Here is a 16,278-nt window from a genome sequence, read left to right as displayed (position 1 = left end):
GGGGGGGGGGGGGGGGGGGGGGGGTTGGGGGGGGGGGGGGGGGGGGGGGGGGGGGGGGGGGGGGGGGGGGGCTCCCCCCCCCACCGCCGTGTGGTGTTGATGTCGGGCGCGAAGTCGCCGTGGTCGTTCAGGCCGACGCACGGGGTCGCGCAGTTCGCGGCGCCGGCGACGGTGAGGTAGTTCGGGTCGAGGAAGTCGGTGAAGGTCGCGGTGCGCAGGGGGTCGCCGGTGACCGTGTGGAGGGTCTTCATCTCGGTGTGGTCGGCGAGTTGGTGGCTGATCGGTTCGGTGGTGGGTTGCCGTCGAGGTGGAAACTCGGGGCGGACTCGGACTTCAGCTGGAAGGGCGCGGTGAGGTGCGCGAGCATAGATCGAGCGGTGTTCGGCTCGACCGAATGAACGGAAGGTTGCCATAGTCGGAATGCATTGCAACAGTCTGTGGAAGTGGATCGCGCGAAGATCTCACGTGGCGAGACGCCGGTCGAGTCGGGGGCTGAAGGGCGGAATGCGGACGGGCCTGCGGGTTCCCGATCGCATCGCGCGTAGACCATGCGCGTAGACAGCGCTTGACCTGTGGAGTTGATTGCCCCTACGGTTCGGGGGATCACGCAGCCCCCACGCCGGTTCGACGGGCGAATCATGCCCTCCCGGCCTGCGGCAGAAGGAGCAAGCCCTCATGCTCGAAAAGACCCTGACGTCCCGTACGCGGAAGATTTCCACCCTCGCCGTCGGCGTCGTCGTCGGCGCGGTGGTGGCCGGCGGCGGGCTCGCCGCAGCGGACGCCTCCGCACCCAGGACGGACCGTCAGATCACCAACATGACGGACGAGGTGGCCAAGATCAAGGCGTACTACGGCGACACCGTCGATGCCAGCGGCGAGCACTGGCCCTCCCCGGACAGCAACTACGCCACCCAGGTCAAGGGCATCGAGTCCCAGGCCCGCAAGTACCTGGCCCAGCGCATCAAGCACGACCACTCCGGCAAGAAGGCCATCGTCCTCGACGTCGACGACACCACGCTGTCCACGTACAACTACGAGCTGGAGACCACCTTCGTCTACAACCCGACCAGCAACGCCCAGTACATCGCCACCAAGACCATGCCGGCCGTCTTCGGCATGAACGACCTGGCGAACTGGGCCCAGCAACAGGGCTACACGGTCTTCTACATCACCGGCCGCCCCGAGGCCCAGCGCACCGCCACGGCGGCCAATCTCGCCGCCGTCGGATTCCCCGTCGCGGACGAAGCGCACCTGTTCCTGAAGAACAAGACCGCACCCGCGCCATACCTGCCGTGCGGGGCGAACTGCTCCATCAGTGAGTACAAGTCCGGGACTCGGGCCCACATCGAGAGCCTCGGCTACGACATCGTCGGCAACTTCGGCGACCAGAACAGCGACCTGGCCGGCGGCCATGCGGACAAGGGCTTCAAGCTGCCCAACCCGATGTACTACCTGCCGTAAACCCGGCCTCGCAGGGCCTGCCGCGCGTTGTCCCGGAGGGGCACGGGCGGCGGCCCGGCGGCTGCCTGCGTCGTCGCCGGAGAAGGCCACCGATGTCGCCGGCGTGCCGATCGTGGCCTACAAGAACCCGTCGACACCAAGGCCGACCTGGTCCCCGAACTGCTCGCCCAACTGCACGCCGACGGCTCGACCGTGGCTGTCAAGGAGTTCACCGGCGATGTTTGCCGCGCGTACCGGCTCGCCGGACTCGCGCCAGGAATGGACCTGTTGATCGGCTCGGACGACGTACTGCTGGAGAGCTCGCGCTGGCCGCGGGGCGGTCCGCGCCGCGACCGACAAGGCCATGGCGGAGGGCCTGCGCTGACACCCCCGTCGGCCAGCCTGACGGGCGATCATCACCGAAGGCCTCGCGGGCAGGTGGACATTCTCGGCGGCCGCGAACAGGACGCCGCCGCACCGCGGCTCTTCAGCGCCGAGCGGACCGTCACGATGCTGCTCGCAGAGACGTCCAGGTGACCACGGCCGTCGATGCTCCGGAAGAGGTGTCTCCGCTTTCATGACGGGACGTGATGGAGAGCTGGGAGCTGCCGAAGCCACTGACCGATCCGGACGATAACCTGCACGCGATTCCCGTACGGCGGCAGTCATCGACGTACCTGGGACCGCTCAGGAAACCGGGCCGACCGCCCGCGAGGGCGCAGCCGGCCGGGTTCACGACCCGGACCGATCTCTACGGAGGCTTCCATGGATCCCTCAGTCAGACCCTGGCGCTCGCAGCCGGCGGCGCTCATCCTCGTCCTGTCCGCGCTACTCGCCCTGGTGGTTGTCCCCGCCCAGCCCGCCCACGCGTACAACGGCAGCGCCTCCGCGTGTGCTCTGCAAGGCGCGACCGGATACACCGACGAGGGTCAGCAGACCGACTACACCCGGTTCCAGAACCCGATCGGCACCAAGCGCATCGGCCTGATCTACGTGGACTTCCCTGACGCCGTCGGCACCGTCCTGCCCCTCACGTCGTACTACGACACGCTGAAGGGGGCCACGGACTGGATGCGGAACGCCTCCTACGGCCAGACCACGCTGGACATCCAGGTCCCGTACGCCAACTGGGTCCACATGCCGAAGAACTCCACCGACTACAACTGGGAGCGCGGCTTCTCCTGGACCACACACCAGGTCTACGTGCAGGACGCGCTCGCCGCTGCGGCCAACGCCGGAGTCGACCTCTCCCAGTACGACATGTTCTACGTCGTGCCGACCGCCACCGCGACCGCGATCGGGCACTCCCCGACCTTCATCCAGGACCCGGCCAGCCCGACCTGGGTCTGGAACGCGCCCACCGGCAGCTGGGTGCTGATCCACTGGGCGGTGACCTTCGGCCAGGACATGTGGACCTGGGGCTACAAGGTCGCCGACCACGAGACCAGTCACACCTTCGGCCTGCCCGACCTCTACGCCTTCAGCGGCGATCTCAACCAGTACGTCGGCGGCTGGGACCTCATGGGCAGGATCTCCGGCCCCGCCCCGCTCTACTTCGGCTGGGAGGCCTGGAAGTTCGGCTGGATCACCGACACCCAGGTGTCCTGTCTGGACACGGCGAACACGTACACCACCACCCTGACCGGGCTGGAGTACGGTGGCGACGGCTACCGGCTGGCCGTGATCAAGACCAGCCCCACCACCGCCTACGTCGCCGAGTCCCGTAAGGCCGCCTACAACGACGCCAACGCCTGCGCCACCGGCGTCCTCATCTACAAGGTCGACACCTCCATCACCACCGGCAACGGGCCGATCCAGCTGGTCGCCAACCCCAACGCCGCCGCACCCACCGGGAACTGCACCACGATGGACATGCAGACCTGGCGACCCGGCCAGTGGTTCCAGGACGACACCGCCCGCATCCGGATCTACGTGAACGCCTCCGACGCGTCCACCGACACGGTCTGGACCTACAAGTGGTGACCGCGTAGCACCGGGACGTTTCCGATCAACGGGCGGTGCGGCGCCCCGGTGCGTTCGAGTCAGCCCTGGTCTACTCCGTGGAACACCCCGTATGCACGCGACAGCATCCGATGACCGGCTGGGCCGACGGAGAAGAACGCACCGTATGGCCCGTCACCGCCTACGGGCAGGAATCAGCCCGTTCCCAGCGCCGGGCTGCCCGTTCGCGGCCCGCATCGTGCCGGCGCCGTAGCCGGGGCGGGCGCGGAACAGCGAGGTCATCTCGATGGTGCCGGTGAGGGCTTCGACGATCCGCACGCGGCGGCCGAGTTTCGACGGACCGTGTGGGCGGCCATTCCCGGGGGTCGAAAGGATGTCGAAATGGAGGTTGCGGATTCACGATTTCAGCTCAGGAACAGGTTCCCTGCGATCGGTCGGATCCTGTACGGCATGCGCCGGTGATCGTTACGCTCCGTCTGCCAGGGCGGCCGGAAGGTGACGCTGTGTTCATTGCACTCGTTGTGCGTGTCCTATAGCGTGACGAGTGATCACGAAGGGGGCAGGAGTGACGGGGGTCTCTTCTGAGGTGAATGTGACTGCTGGGTCTGCCGACCGAAGTTGCGGGCGGCGTAAGGGATCTGCTGGTCCTCAACGGGTGTGGCATTGATGCTTCCCGACTTCTGACGGTGCGAGGCCGCCGTCTTCACTCATGTCCGGCGCGGATTTTCCGATGCTCGCTGCTTCAGCGAGGGGCGTGTGCTTCCGCGCGGCCGGGTAGGCCTTGTCTTCCTTTTCCTTTTCGTTCGATGTGAATTGCAACGTGTTGATCCGGTCTTTTCCATAAGGGCCTGGCAATTTCCATGATTGGTCCCGGGTCGGGTGCCAATGCCCGTTCGACGCTACCCTGGGATGGATACCGATGGGTGAATCCGTGACGTTCTCCGAGACATTCACCATTACGTCCGAGAACCCGTTGCTGCGAGGCCACGTCGTCTACGGCCGGAATCTTCTGCCGGGTGTCGGTTATGTGGATCTGGTGCTCCAGGTGCTCGCCAGGCATGGCTACGACATGCCGGACGTCGAGTTTCGGAACCTGACCATCCTGGCGCCGCTCGTCGCGGAGCCGGGTGAGCAGGTCCTGGCCACCGTCGAGGGACGTCCCGCGTCCACGGAAGGGTGGCGGATCGAGGTTCGCAGTCGGCGCGGGCGGGAAGCGGACGTGCTGCACGCATCGGTGACGGTGCGCCAATCCCAGGCGAGCGCCTTCCCGGAGCGACTGTCGATACCGCTCGCCGGAGTGGAACGGCACACGTCGCTCGCCGATATCTACGGCTGGCTCCGCGAGCACGAACTGGTCCACTCGGGGCTGATGAGGGTCGACGGCGTGGTGCACCATCGCCGTGAGGACCTGGTCGTGGAGCTGGAACTCCCCCGGGCGCAGCAGGGCGGTGCGGACGGTTTCCTCTTCCATCCGGCGCTGTTCGAGGCGGGGCTGCTCGGCGGCAGCGTGAACAGCCACATGCTGCACGAGGGAAGCGGGGGCGACCCAGGCGAAGCCCTCTACCTGCCGCTCGTGTTCGAGTCGTTCCGGGCGACCGCTCCGCTGGGCAGGCACTGCTTCGTCAGGGTCTCGGCCGACTCGACCAGCAGGGACGACGAACTGATCCGGCTGGCGGCCGAGTTCTACGACGCGCGTGGGGTGAAGATCGCCGAGGTCGGCCGACTCGCAGCCAAGCGGGTCCGGTCCGTGGCGGCTCTCGACGTGCGGGGCGAGCCCGCCCCGCACGCCGCCGCCACCCGGGCGGCGATCTCGCCGAGCGGCTCGCGTGACGCGGCGGGCGGTAAGAACGCCGCAGTGGGGCAGGACGTCGTGGCCGTGCTGCGCGAACTCGTCGCCGCGCGGCTCGGGGTGTCGCCGGCCGAGGTCGGGTCGCACACGGGCTACTACCAGCTCGGGCTGTCCTCCGCCTCCCTGGTCGCTCTGGTGGGGGAGTTGGAGGACCGGTTCGCCATCGAGCTCTCCCCGACCGTCGTCTTCGAGTACACCACGATCGCGGAGCTGGCGGCCTGGCTGGACGAGCGCCTCGCGGAGGCCGGCAGCCCGGCGGCCTCACCCTCCACCGGCGCCCCCGTGGGTGCTGGCCGTGAGCCGACCGATCCGACGGCCGTGGTGTGCGGCGAGCTGGTGGACGAGATCGCGGCGCTGCTCGGAGTGCCGGCCCGGCAGATCGATGCGGAAGCCGGGTGGACGGAGCTCGGGTTCGATCCGGTCGCTCTGGCCGCTCTCGCGGAGCGCCTGAACGACCGTTACGGCCTGGCGCTCACCACTACGGTGCTGGTCGCGCAGCCGACCGTGCGGGAGTTGGCCGAGCACGTCCTTGCCCGACAGGGTGACCGGGTCGTGCCCGCGCTCCTGCCGCGGGGCGCCCGGCCGGCCGCCTCGACGCCGCCGTCGACGCTCACGCCGACGGCAAAGGCGAAGGCGAAGACGGACCTGCACCCGATGCTGCACCGTGCCGTCCCCCTCGATTCCGGCGTGGTGTACGAGACCGGATTCGACGGGGGCGAGTCGTACCTGAGGGATCACCTGGTACGCGGCGCCCGCGTTCTGCCCGGGGTCGCTCACCTGGAGATGGCGCGGGCGGCCGTGGCCACCTGGTTCGACGGGCCGGCCGCACAGCGGGTGCGGCTGGAGGGCGTCGTCTGGCTGCGCCCCGCGTTCTGCGGACCCGACGGGCTGGAGCTGCGAGTCACCGTGCGGCAGGCGGTCGGCGGCGCGGAGTTCGAGATCACGGCTCCGAAGGATGGCGATACGCCATGCTGCCAGGGCCGGGCGCGCCTGGTCGAAGACCGTGCCGAGGGCGGCGAGGACGAGTCGGACGGTCTGGAGACGGCGCGGACCGGCTGTACCGGAGCGGAGGTGTCGGCGGCGCGGATCTACGACCTCTTCGCCCGTTTCGGCCAGGAGTACGGCCCCGCCCAGCGCTCGCTGGCCAGCCTGCGTACCGGCACCGACGCGGCGGGGCGCCCGCAGGCGCTGGCCGAGCTGCGGCTCCCGGTCGTCGCCGACCCGCTCGCCGGGTGCCTGCTGCACCCGGCCGTCCTGGACGGGGCGCTGCAGGCCACTGTGGGCCTGTGGCTCGGGGAGGACAGCGCGGCGGACCGATCGGCCAAGCCCGCCCTGCCGTTCGCCGTCGAGCGGGTGGACGTGCACCGCGCGATCCCCGCTCGGGCCTTCGCCTGGGTCCGGTACCGGCCGGGCAGCGGTCAGGCGGGGGCGCGGACGCCGGTGGACGTCACGGTCTTCGACGAGCGGGGCCGGGTGTGCGCTGACCTGTCCGGGCTGAGCACGCGCGCCCTGCCCGAGGTGCCGGGGGAGTCCGTGGCGGTTGCGCCGGAAGCGGTTGCGCCCCAGGGGCCGGACGCGGTTGCGGGTGCGGCCCCGCAGGAGGCGTCCGACGTGGGCGCCGGGATCGACATCGCCGTCATCGGTGTCGGCGGCCGTTACCCGGAGGCGGCGGACCTGGACGAGTTCTGGGAGAACCTCAGGTCCGGTCGCGACTCGGTGCGCAGGGTCCCGGCCGAGCGGTGGACGCGGCCGCAGTGGGCGGGAGAGGCCGCCCTCTGGGGTGGCTTCCTCGACGGCATCGACCTGTTCGACCCGCTGTTCTTCCAGATCTCGCAGCGGGAGGCCGAGCATCTCGACCCCCACGAGCGGCTGTTCCTGGAGTGCGCGCACCACGTCCTGGAGGACGCCGGGTACACCGGGGAGCTGCTGGAGCGCATCAGCGGCGGCGTCGGCGTCTTCACCGGCGTGATGTACCAGGACTACCAGCTCTACGGCGCGCAGGCCCAGGACCGCGGTCAGGCGGTGGCGCTGTCCGGGAGCGCGTCGTCGGTCGCGAACCGGGTGTCCTACGTCTACGGGTTCACCGGGCCGAGCATGAGCGTGGACACCATGTGCTCGTCCTCGCTGACCGCCATCCACCTGGCCTGTGAGGCGATCCGCACCGGCCAGTGCGGGGCGGCGCTCGCGGGCGGCGTCAACGTCACCGCGCACCCCAACAAGTACCTGATGCTGGAGCAGCGCAACTACCTCTCCAGCGACGGCCGCTGCCGCAGCTTCGGTGCCGGCGGTGACGGCTATGTGCCCGGCGAGGGGGTCGGTGCCGTACTGCTCAAGGCCCTCGACCGGGCGGTGGCGGACGGCGACCACATCCACGCCGTGATCAAGAGCACCGCGCTGAACCACGGGGGGCGGACCAACGGCTACACCGTGCCCAGCCCGGCGGCCCAGAGCAGGGTCGTGGGCAGGGCGCTGGCCGCCTCTGGGATCGACCCCCGGTCGGTCGGCTACATCGAGGCGCACGGTACGGGTACGGCGCTGGGGGACCCGATCGAGATCGCCGGGCTGGTCAAGGCCTTCCAGGAGGCCGGCGCAGGGCCGGAGCAGTGTGCGATCGGCTCGGTCAAGTCCAACATCGGGCACGCCGAGAGCGCGGCCGGCATTGCCGGGGTCACCAAGGTGCTGCTCCAGATGAGGCACCGCCAGCTCGTGCCCAGCCTGCACGCGACCACGCTCAACCCGCACATCGACTTTCCGCGGACCCCGCTGCGCGTGCAGCGCAGCCTGGAGCCGTGGCGGCGGCCCACGGTCCCGGACGGCGGGCGGAGCCTCCGCCTTCCCCGGACGGCAGGGGTGTCCAGCTTCGGCGCGGGTGGCTCGAACGCGCACGTCGTCCTCACCGAGTACGAGATGCCGCAGCCGGGACCGGGACCGGTCGGCAGGCCCGCGCTGTTCGTGCTCTCGTCCCGGAGCGAGACCCAACTGGTCGAGCAGGCACTGCGGTTGGAGGCACGACTGGCCGAGCTGACCGAGGCCGAGCTGGCCGGCATCGCCTGGACGCTCCAGACGGGCCGGGTGGTCCTGGAGGAGCGTCTGGCGTTCGCGGCGGACTCGCTGGCACAGGCCAGAGCCGTGCTCGCGCGGTTCGCGGCCGAGCCGGACCGGCCGGGCGGCTGGGTGCGCGGCACGGTGCTCACGGAGGTAGCACCGGACGAGGCGGAGCTGGCGGGCGCCCTCGACGACTGGACCCGGGAGGGCGCGGGCGACCGGCTGCTGAGGCTGTGGGCCGCGGGCACCCCGGTGCCGTGGGAGACGGTGCCGGTGGGCTTCGGTACGGACGGCCCCGACCGCGCGAGCGGTCCGGAATCGAGGCCGCGCCGCGTGCCGCTGCCCGGCTACCCGTTCGCCCGCGAGCGCTGCTGGATCGAGCTCGACGGGGCGGCACCCGGCGGGATCCTGCCGGACCGCGTCCCGATGGAGCGGAGCGGTCGGGACGGGAACGGGCCGGACGGTGAGGTGGCGCTGCTGCTTCCGGGCTGGGCGCCCGGTGCGGAGGCCGACGGGTCCGGCGGATCGAACGGGTTTACCGCACACCACGTGACGGTTGTCGGCACGCTCTCCGCGCAGGAGCGCGACGACCTGCGAGCCGCATTGCCGCCGAGCGCCGACTGCCGGTTCGTCGCGCTGGTGGACGGTCCGTCGGATCGGCAGTACACCGAGGCCGCACGGGAGGTGCTCGCGCGGCTCCAGGAGGTCCTGCGGCCCGGCCTGCCGGGCCCGGTGCTGTTCCAGGTCGCGCTGGCGCGGCCGGCGGCCACCGGCCCGGAGCGGGATCGGCTCGCCTGCCTGGGCGGCCTGTCCGGGCTGCTGCGGACGGCCGGTCTGGAGGACCCCCGGCTGCACGCGCAGCTCGTGGACTGCCTTGACGGAGCATCCCCCGCCGCCGTCGGCGCCCGGCTGACGGCCGAGGCCGGCGGCCCCGGGCCCGAGCCCGAGGTGCGTTACCGCGACGGCCGCCGGTACACGGCGGTGCTGGAGGAGACCGACCCTGGCGTCACCTCGACCATGCCCTGGCGGGAGGACGGCGTCTACCTCGTCAGCGGGGGCGCCGGTGCGCTGGGCCGGATCGTGGCAGGGGACATCGCGGCCTCGGTCAGCCGGGCCACGGTGGTCCTGGTCGGCCGCTCCGCCCTCACCGGGGAGCAGCAGGCCGCGGTGGACGCGCTGCGCGCCGCGGGGCTGACCGTGGAGTACCGGCGCGCGGACATCGGCGACCGTGCGGCCGCCGCCCGGCTGCTGGCCGACGTGGTCCGGGACCACGGGCCGCTGACCGGTGTCCTGCACGGTGCCGGCGTCCTCGCGGACCGGCTCGTCGTCGGCAAGCTCGCGCAGGAGCTGGAGCGGGTCCTGGCGCCCAAGGTCGCGGGCCTGGTGCACCTCGACGAGCTGACCCGTGATCAGCCGCTGGAGTTCTTCGTGTGCTTCTCCTCGGCCAGCGGCGCCTTCGGCAACGTCGGCCAGGCCGACTACGCCGCCGCCAACGCCTTCCTGGACAGCTACGCGGTGTACCGCAACCGCCTCGTCGCGGCGGGGGAGCGCACCGGCAGGACCGTCTCCGTCGGGTGGCCGCTCTGGGCCGACGGCGGCATGGGAGCGGACCGGGCCGTCGCGGAGCGGTTGCGCGACATGGACCTGGTCCCGCTCGAATCCGCACAGGGGCTCGCCGTGTTGCGGTGGGCGCTGACCGACCCGGGCGCCGCCGGGGACGGTCGACTGACCGTGCTCGCGGGCCGGCGCGAGGCGCTGGCCCGGATCACCGGCGGGGCGATTCGGCCGGGGGCGACGGACCCGACGGCCGCGGCGGCCTCCGCCGCGGCGGGGGACCGCGCCCCGGTGTCCGAGGCCGCGCGGGACGGAGACCGGCTGCTGGAGGACCGAGTGGTCGGCCATTTGCGGAGGGTGCTCGCCGACGTCCTCAAGCTCGGTCCGGAGCGTCTGCACCCGGACGTGGAGCTGGAGCGGTACGGCATGGACTCCGTCCTGGCGGTCGACGCCGTCACCCGGCTGGAAAAGGCGTTCGGCCCGCTGGCCAGGACCCTGCTGCTGGAATTGCCGACCCTGCGCGAGCTGGCGCGGTACTTCGCGGCCGAGCATCCGGCGGCCGTGCGTGCCCTGCTGGGCGAACCCCACCGCGCACCCGAGCGCCGGCTCGAACCCGAACCCGAACCCGAACCCGCAGTCGCTCCCGCCCCCGACCCCGTGGCGTCGCCGGCCGGCCCCGCCGGGGCCGTGAAGACCACATCCGCACCGGAACGCGCAGCGCTCCGGTCCACCGAACGCAGAGGGAAGTTCATGGACGTCGCCGTCATCGGCATCGCCGGCCGCTATCCGCAGTCGGCGGACCTGGACACGCTGTGGACGCACCTGCGGGACGGGAAGGACTGCGTCACCGAATCGCCCGCCGACCGCTGGGACGAGGCGGAGCGGTCGGGGGTCTGGGGCGGATTCCTCGACGGCATCGACAGGTTCGACGCGGCGTTGTTCGGTGTGTCGCCCCGCGAGGCGGCGGCGATGGACCCGCAGCAGCGACTGTTCCTGGAGACGGTGTGGGAGCTGCTGGAAGGCTGCGGCGTCACCCAGGAGGTGATCGAGCGCCGGTACCGGCGGAGCGTCGGCGTCTACGTCGGCGCCTCCTACCTGCAGTACCGGGCGGACACCTCCGACCCCGCGCTCGCGGCGCTGACCTCGACGGCGTCGTACAACATGATCGCCAACCGGGTCTCGCACTTCTTCGGGCTGGAGGGGCCGAGCCTGGCGGTCGACAGCATGTGCACGTCCTCGGCCATGGCCATCCACATCGCCTGCGCCGACCTCCAGCGCGGGGAGTGCGAGGCCGCCGTCGTCGGCGGGGTGAACCTGGCTCCCCGGCCGGACAAGTTCCTCGGGCTGTCCGAGATGCGGATGCTGGGCAGCGGTCCGGACAGCCGGAGCTTCCGTGACGGGGACGGCTACCTTCCGGCCGAGGCCGTGGGCGCGGTGCTGCTCAAGCCGCTGGACGCCGCACTGCGCGACGGGGACGAGGTGCACGCCGTCATCAAGGGAACCGCCTCGCTGCACAGCGGTCGCGCCAACGGCTTCCTCACGCCCAGCCGTCGGGCCCAGGTGACCGTCATGCGCCGGGCGCTGGAGCGGTCCGGTGCCGCACCGGCGTCGATCGGGTACGTCGAGGCGTCGGCGAACGGCACGGCGCTGTCCGACGAGATCGAGGTGAGCGCCCTGCGGGAGGTGTTCGACGGGGTGGCCGAGCCCGTGGTGGTCGGCTCGGTGAAGTCCAACCTCGGGCACCCGGAGGCGGCCTCGGGCATTGCGCAGCTCACCAAGGTCGCCCTCCAGTTCCGGCATCGGGAGCTGGCCCCGCTCGTCGGTGCCGGGGAGACCAACCCCAACCTCGCCCTGGACGGGGGGCCGCTGACGCTCTGCGAGCGGCTGACCCTCTGGGAGGAGCGCGAGGACGCGGACGGCCGCCCGCTGGCCCGGCGTTCGCTGATCAACTCCGTTGCGGCGGGCGGCAGCCACGTCAGCCTGGTGGTCGAGGCGCCGCCGCGGGTGGCGGTCAAGCGGGCCGAACCGGACGACGCCGGGCCGCACCTGCTGGTCGTGTCGGCCGCCGACCCGGCTCGGCTGCGGACGGCCGTGGGCCGACTGCTGGAGTTCTTCGGCCGGCGCGACCCGGTGAGCCTCGCGGACGTCGCGTACACCCTGCAGCTGGGCCGTGAGGCGATGCCGGTGCGGCTCGCCGTGGTGGCCGGAAGCGTTCAGGAGCTGCGGGCGTCGCTCGCCGCCTTCCTCGCCGGGGCGGACGGCGCCGCAGCGGCTGACGCGTCGTCGGGACCGGTGCTGCACACGGGCAACGCCGACGACGGGTCGCTCCCCCTCATGGCGGTGCTCGAAGGGGTCCGGGGTGAGGCATTCCTCTCCGCGCTGGTTGCCGACCGTGATCTGGAGCGCCTCGCCGAGTTGTGGGTGTGCGGCGCCAGGATCCCGTGGGGTGGACTGTACGCGCGGCGCAGGCGTCTGGTGGCGCTGCCGGCCACCGCCTTCGAGCGGGCGAGCCACTGGCTCGGCGGGACGTCGGCCCGGTCCACGCCGACGGGTGCGGCCCCGGCCGGTCGGCCCGAGCCTGTGGCGCCCGCACAGGCGAGCCCGGAGCCCGCGTCCCCGGACACCCGGCTCGTCCCGTCCGCCCAGACCCCGGCCTCCGAGCCCGGCCCGGCCCCGGAGCCCGTCCACGCGCCGGCCGGCCCGGAGCACGTGGTCATCGAGGTCTGCGCCGAACTGCTCGGTTTCCCGGCGGGTGAACTCGGCCCCGAGGACAGCTTCTTCGGCCTGGGCGGCCACTCGCTGCTCGCCCACCACTTCGCCGACCGGCTGCGGGAACGAGGCCTGCTCTGCGACCCGCCGAGCATCCTGCGCGCCCGCGATCTCGCGGCCATCGCGCGGACGGCGCAGCCGGTGCAAGCGCCCGCCCACACCGAGCCCGCCCCGGTGACCCCCGCCCACTCCGGCATCTCACCCGTACCGGCCGGGATCCCGGCCGGCACCACCCGTATCACCCCCGAGATGCTGCCCCTGGTCTCCCTCACCGAGCAGGAGCTCGCGGCGGTCGTCGCCGCCGTGCCCGGCGGGGCCGCGAACCTCCAGGACGTGTACCCCCTCGCCGGGATGCAGGAGGGCATGCTCTTCCACCACGTCCGGGACGGCGCGCACGACCCGTACGTCTCCTCGGGACTGCTCTCCTTCGCGGACCGCGACCACCTGGACCGGTTCGCCGAGGCGCTGAGGGCGGTGATCGCCCGGCACGACGCGCTGCGCACCGTGATCCTCTCCGACCAGCTCGGCACGCCGGTCCAGGCAGTGCTGCGCCACGTGGAGCTCGTGCCGGAGGAGACGGAGCTCCAGGCGGGAACGCCGGCCGTGGACCAGCTGGCCGAGCTGGTGCGCAACGCCCCGAGGATGCCGCTCGACCGGGCCCCGCTGATCCGGCTGCGGGCCGGTCTGGAGCCGGACACCGGGGTGTGGCACGCGGCGCTGAGCCTGCACCACGTGCTGCATGACGCGTCGTCGCTCGGTCTGCTGTTCGCCGAGCTCGCCGCGCATATGGACGGCCGGGCGGACGCCCTGCCGGAGCCGGTGCAGTACCGCGACTTCGTCGCCCACACCGGTCGGCGGCCCGCCGGGCCCGATGCCGGGTCCTTCTTCACCGAGCTGCTCGGTGATGTCACGGAGCCGACCGTGATGTTCGGCCTGCACGACGTGCACGGCGACGGGCGGCAGGTCGTCGAGGCGCGCCGGTCGCTGGACGAGGACCTGGGCCGACGCGTCCGTGCCCTGGCGGCCGAGCTGCGGATCAGCCCCGCGACGCTGTTCCACGTCGGCTGGGCGCTGACCGTGGCGTCCTGCGCCAACCGCGACGATGTGGTGTTCGGCACGGTTCTGTCGGGACGCCTCCAGGGGCCCGCGGGCACGGACCGGATGCTCGGCAGCTTCATCAACACCCTGCCCGTGCGGCTCGACCTGGCCGGCCGGAGCGTGCGCGACGTGGTCCGGCGGACCGGGGAGCTGCTGCACGAGTTGGTCCGTCACGAGCAGGTCCCGCTCACCGAGGCCAGGGCGCACAGCGGCCTGCCCGGCCGTGAACTGCCGCTGTTCAACGCGATCTTCAACTACCGTCACCTGCCGACCGACGACGGCATCGCCGCCCGGCTGCAGCGGGTGGGCGTGACGCCGCTGTCGGACGTCTTCGAGCGCAGCAACTTCCCGGTGACCGTCTCGGTCGACGACCTCGGCCACGCGTTCCGGGTCGACGCGCAGATCCACCGGGCCCAGGACGCCGACGTCGTGATCGACTGCCTGGAGGCCGCCATGGCCTCCCTGATCGAGGCGCTCCGCGACGAGGAGCGCGCGCTCTCCCCGGCGCTCGACCTGTCCGTGCTGCCGGCCGCGATGCGGCACCGCGAACTCGTCGGGTACGCCTGGGAGCCGGTGACGGCCGAGGCGGCCGACGCCAGGTCGGAGCGCCACCTGCACGAGTGGTTCGAGCAGGAGGCGCGTGCCGTTCCGGACGCGGTGGCGGTGACCTGCGAGGACCGCTCCCTGACCTACGCCGAGCTGAATGCGCGGGCGAACCGCCTGGCCCGGTACCTGCGGGCGCTGGGCGTGGGGCACGAGTCACTGGTCGCGCTCTGCCTGCCGCGCAGCGAGTGGCTGGTGGTGGGCGCGCTGGCCGTGCTGAAGGCGGGCGGCGCGTACGTGCCGCTGGACCCGTCGGCGCCGGTCGAGCGGCTCGGCCACGTGCTGTCGGACAGCGCCCCGACGGTGGTGCTGGTGGACGGCGCGGTGCCGGAGGGCCTCGACGTCGGCAGTGCCCAGGTGGTGGACGTCCCCGGGCACACGGCCCGCTGGGGGGCGCTGTCGGACGCCGACCTGGAGCCGGTGGCCGGCGCCTCGCCGATGGACCTGGCGTACGTGATCTACACCTCCGGTTCAACCGGCCTGCCCAAGGGGGTGATGGTCGAGCACCGCAACGTCGCCCGGTTCTTCGTCGCGGCCCAGGAGTGGTTCCGCTACCGGGAGGGCGACGTGTGGACGCTGTTCCACTCCCTCGCCTTCGACTTCACGGTGTGGGAGATGTGGGGCGCGCTGCTGCACCGGGGCCGGCTGGTCGTGGTGACGCGGGACGTGGCCCGCAGCCCGCGCGACTTCTACCGCCTGCTGTGCGCCGAGGGCGTCACCGTGCTCGGCCAGACGCCCACCGGCTTCGGGCAGTTGATCGCGGCACAGGGGGACGACGGCGCCCCGCACCGGGTGCGCACGGTGCTGCTCGGTGGCGAGGAGCTGGACGCCGCGCCGCTGGCGCCGTGGTTCACCCGGCCGGTCAACGACGGAACCGTGCTGGTGAACATGTGGGGGACCACCGAGACGACGGTGGTCACCACCTACCGGGTGGTCACCGAGCCGGACACCCGCCTGACCACCAGGCCGATCGGCGGGGCGATGCCGGGCATGAGCGTGTACGTGCTGGACCGGCACGGCAACCCGATGCCGACCGGGGCGGTGGGCGAGCTGGTGATCGGCGGCGAGGCGGTCTCGCGCGGCTACCTGAACCGTGCGGAGCTGACCGCCCAGCGCTTCGTCGCGGACCCGTTCGTCGGGGCGCCGGACGCCCGGATGTACCGCACCGGCGACCTGGGACGCCGACTGGCGGACGGCTCGCTGGAGTTCCTCGGGCGCAACGACGGCCAGGTCAAGATCCGCGGCTACCGCATCGAACTGGGCGAGATCTCCACCCGCCTCAACGAGCACCCCGCCGTCGCGGAGGCCCGCGTGGTGGTCCGTGGCCAGGGCGACCAGCGGCGCCTGGTCGGATACGTGGTACCGGCGGACGACCGCCGAGGTGAGTCCGGCGGGCCGCAGGAGCAGGAGCTGCGGGAGCAGCTGGACACCGCGATGCGCGCCGCGCTCCCGCCGTACATGGTGCCGTCCGCTTACGTCCTGCTGGACGCACTGCCGCTGACCGGCAACGGCAAGCTCGACACCGCCGCGCTGCCCGAGCCCGAGGCCCCGGTGCGGTCCGCGGTGAGCGGGCCGGTGGCCCCGCTCACCGACACCGAGCGGATCGTCTCCGAAGTGTGGGCCGAGCTGCTGCACACCGACGCGGGACTGCTCGACGCGCAGAGCGGCTTCTTCGAGTTCGGCGGCAACTCGCTGCTGGTGACCCGGTTGATCAACCTGATGAAGCAGCGGACGGGCGTCGAACTGACGGTCCAGACGGTCTTCGACGCGAACCGGCTGGGCGATCTGGCAGCCGCGCTGGAGCGCAGCCTCCCGGACCAAGGGTCCGCCGCCGACGCACTCGACCTGGACGCGATCAACGAGAGCATCAGCCTCATCGAGAGCCTGACCGACGACGAGCTGGACGCCCTGGACATCGACAACGCCGTACCCGGCATCGAGAGCTAGAGAGGCCGACG

At 72.0% G+C, this 16,278-nt stretch carries 4 protein-coding genes and 1 pseudogene; 4 read left to right on the top strand and 1 reads right to left on the bottom strand.

Going from position 1 to position 16,278, the window contains the following annotated elements; all coding sequences use genetic code 11:
• Positions 1–675: 675 nt before the first annotated feature.
• The 3 genes and pseudogenes from ACFQ87_RS10235 (at position 676) to ACFQ87_RS10225 (ending at position 3,423) form a co-directional block, all read left to right on the top strand.
• Positions 676–1,461: an HAD family acid phosphatase gene (locus ACFQ87_RS10235; RefSeq protein ID WP_380610189.1), complete on the top strand. Its 786-nt coding sequence runs from the start codon at positions 676–678 to the stop codon at positions 1,459–1,461.
• 97 nt (positions 1,462–1,558) lie between these two features.
• Positions 1,559–1,758 (top strand): annotated as a pseudogene (locus ACFQ87_RS10230) (dihydrodipicolinate synthase family protein); the annotation flags it as partial.
• 447 nt (positions 1,759–2,205) lie between these two features.
• Entirely contained in the window at positions 2,206–3,423 is a 1,218-nt protein-coding gene (locus ACFQ87_RS10225; RefSeq protein WP_380610188.1) for a M6 family metalloprotease domain-containing protein, read from the top strand.
• Positions 3,424–3,576: 153 nt separating this feature from the next.
• Here ACFQ87_RS10225 and ACFQ87_RS10220 read toward each other — a convergent pair whose 3' ends face one another.
• Positions 3,577–3,720, bottom strand: coding sequence for a hypothetical protein (locus tag ACFQ87_RS10220; protein WP_380610187.1), 144 nt, complete (start codon positions 3,718–3,720; stop codon positions 3,577–3,579).
• Positions 3,721–4,321: 601 nt separating this feature from the next.
• Here ACFQ87_RS10220 and ACFQ87_RS10215 point away from each other — a divergent pair.
• Complete coding sequence (locus ACFQ87_RS10215; RefSeq protein ID WP_380610186.1) at positions 4,322–16,267, top strand: amino acid adenylation domain-containing protein; 11,946 nt, start codon at positions 4,322–4,324, stop codon at positions 16,265–16,267.
• Positions 16,268–16,278 lie beyond the last annotated feature (11 nt).

The organism is Kitasatospora sp. NPDC056531, from assembly GCF_042794375.1.
GTDB lineage: Bacteria > Actinomycetota > Actinomycetes > Streptomycetales > Streptomycetaceae > Kitasatospora.
The sequence above is the reverse complement of the archived record's forward strand: the minus strand, read 5'-3'. Positions and strand labels throughout refer to the sequence as shown.

Excerpts from the sequence above, each read along its gene's own strand:
- ACFQ87_RS10235 (WP_380610189.1), top strand. The coding sequence starts at position 676 with ATGCTCGAAAAGACCCTGACGTCCCGTACGCGGAAGATTTCCACCCTC.
- ACFQ87_RS10225 (WP_380610188.1), top strand. The coding sequence starts at position 2,206 with ATGGATCCCTCAGTCAGACCCTGGCGCTCGCAGCCGGCGGCGCTCATC.
- ACFQ87_RS10215 (WP_380610186.1), top strand. The coding sequence starts at position 4,322 with ATGGGTGAATCCGTGACGTTCTCCGAGACATTCACCATTACGTCCGAG.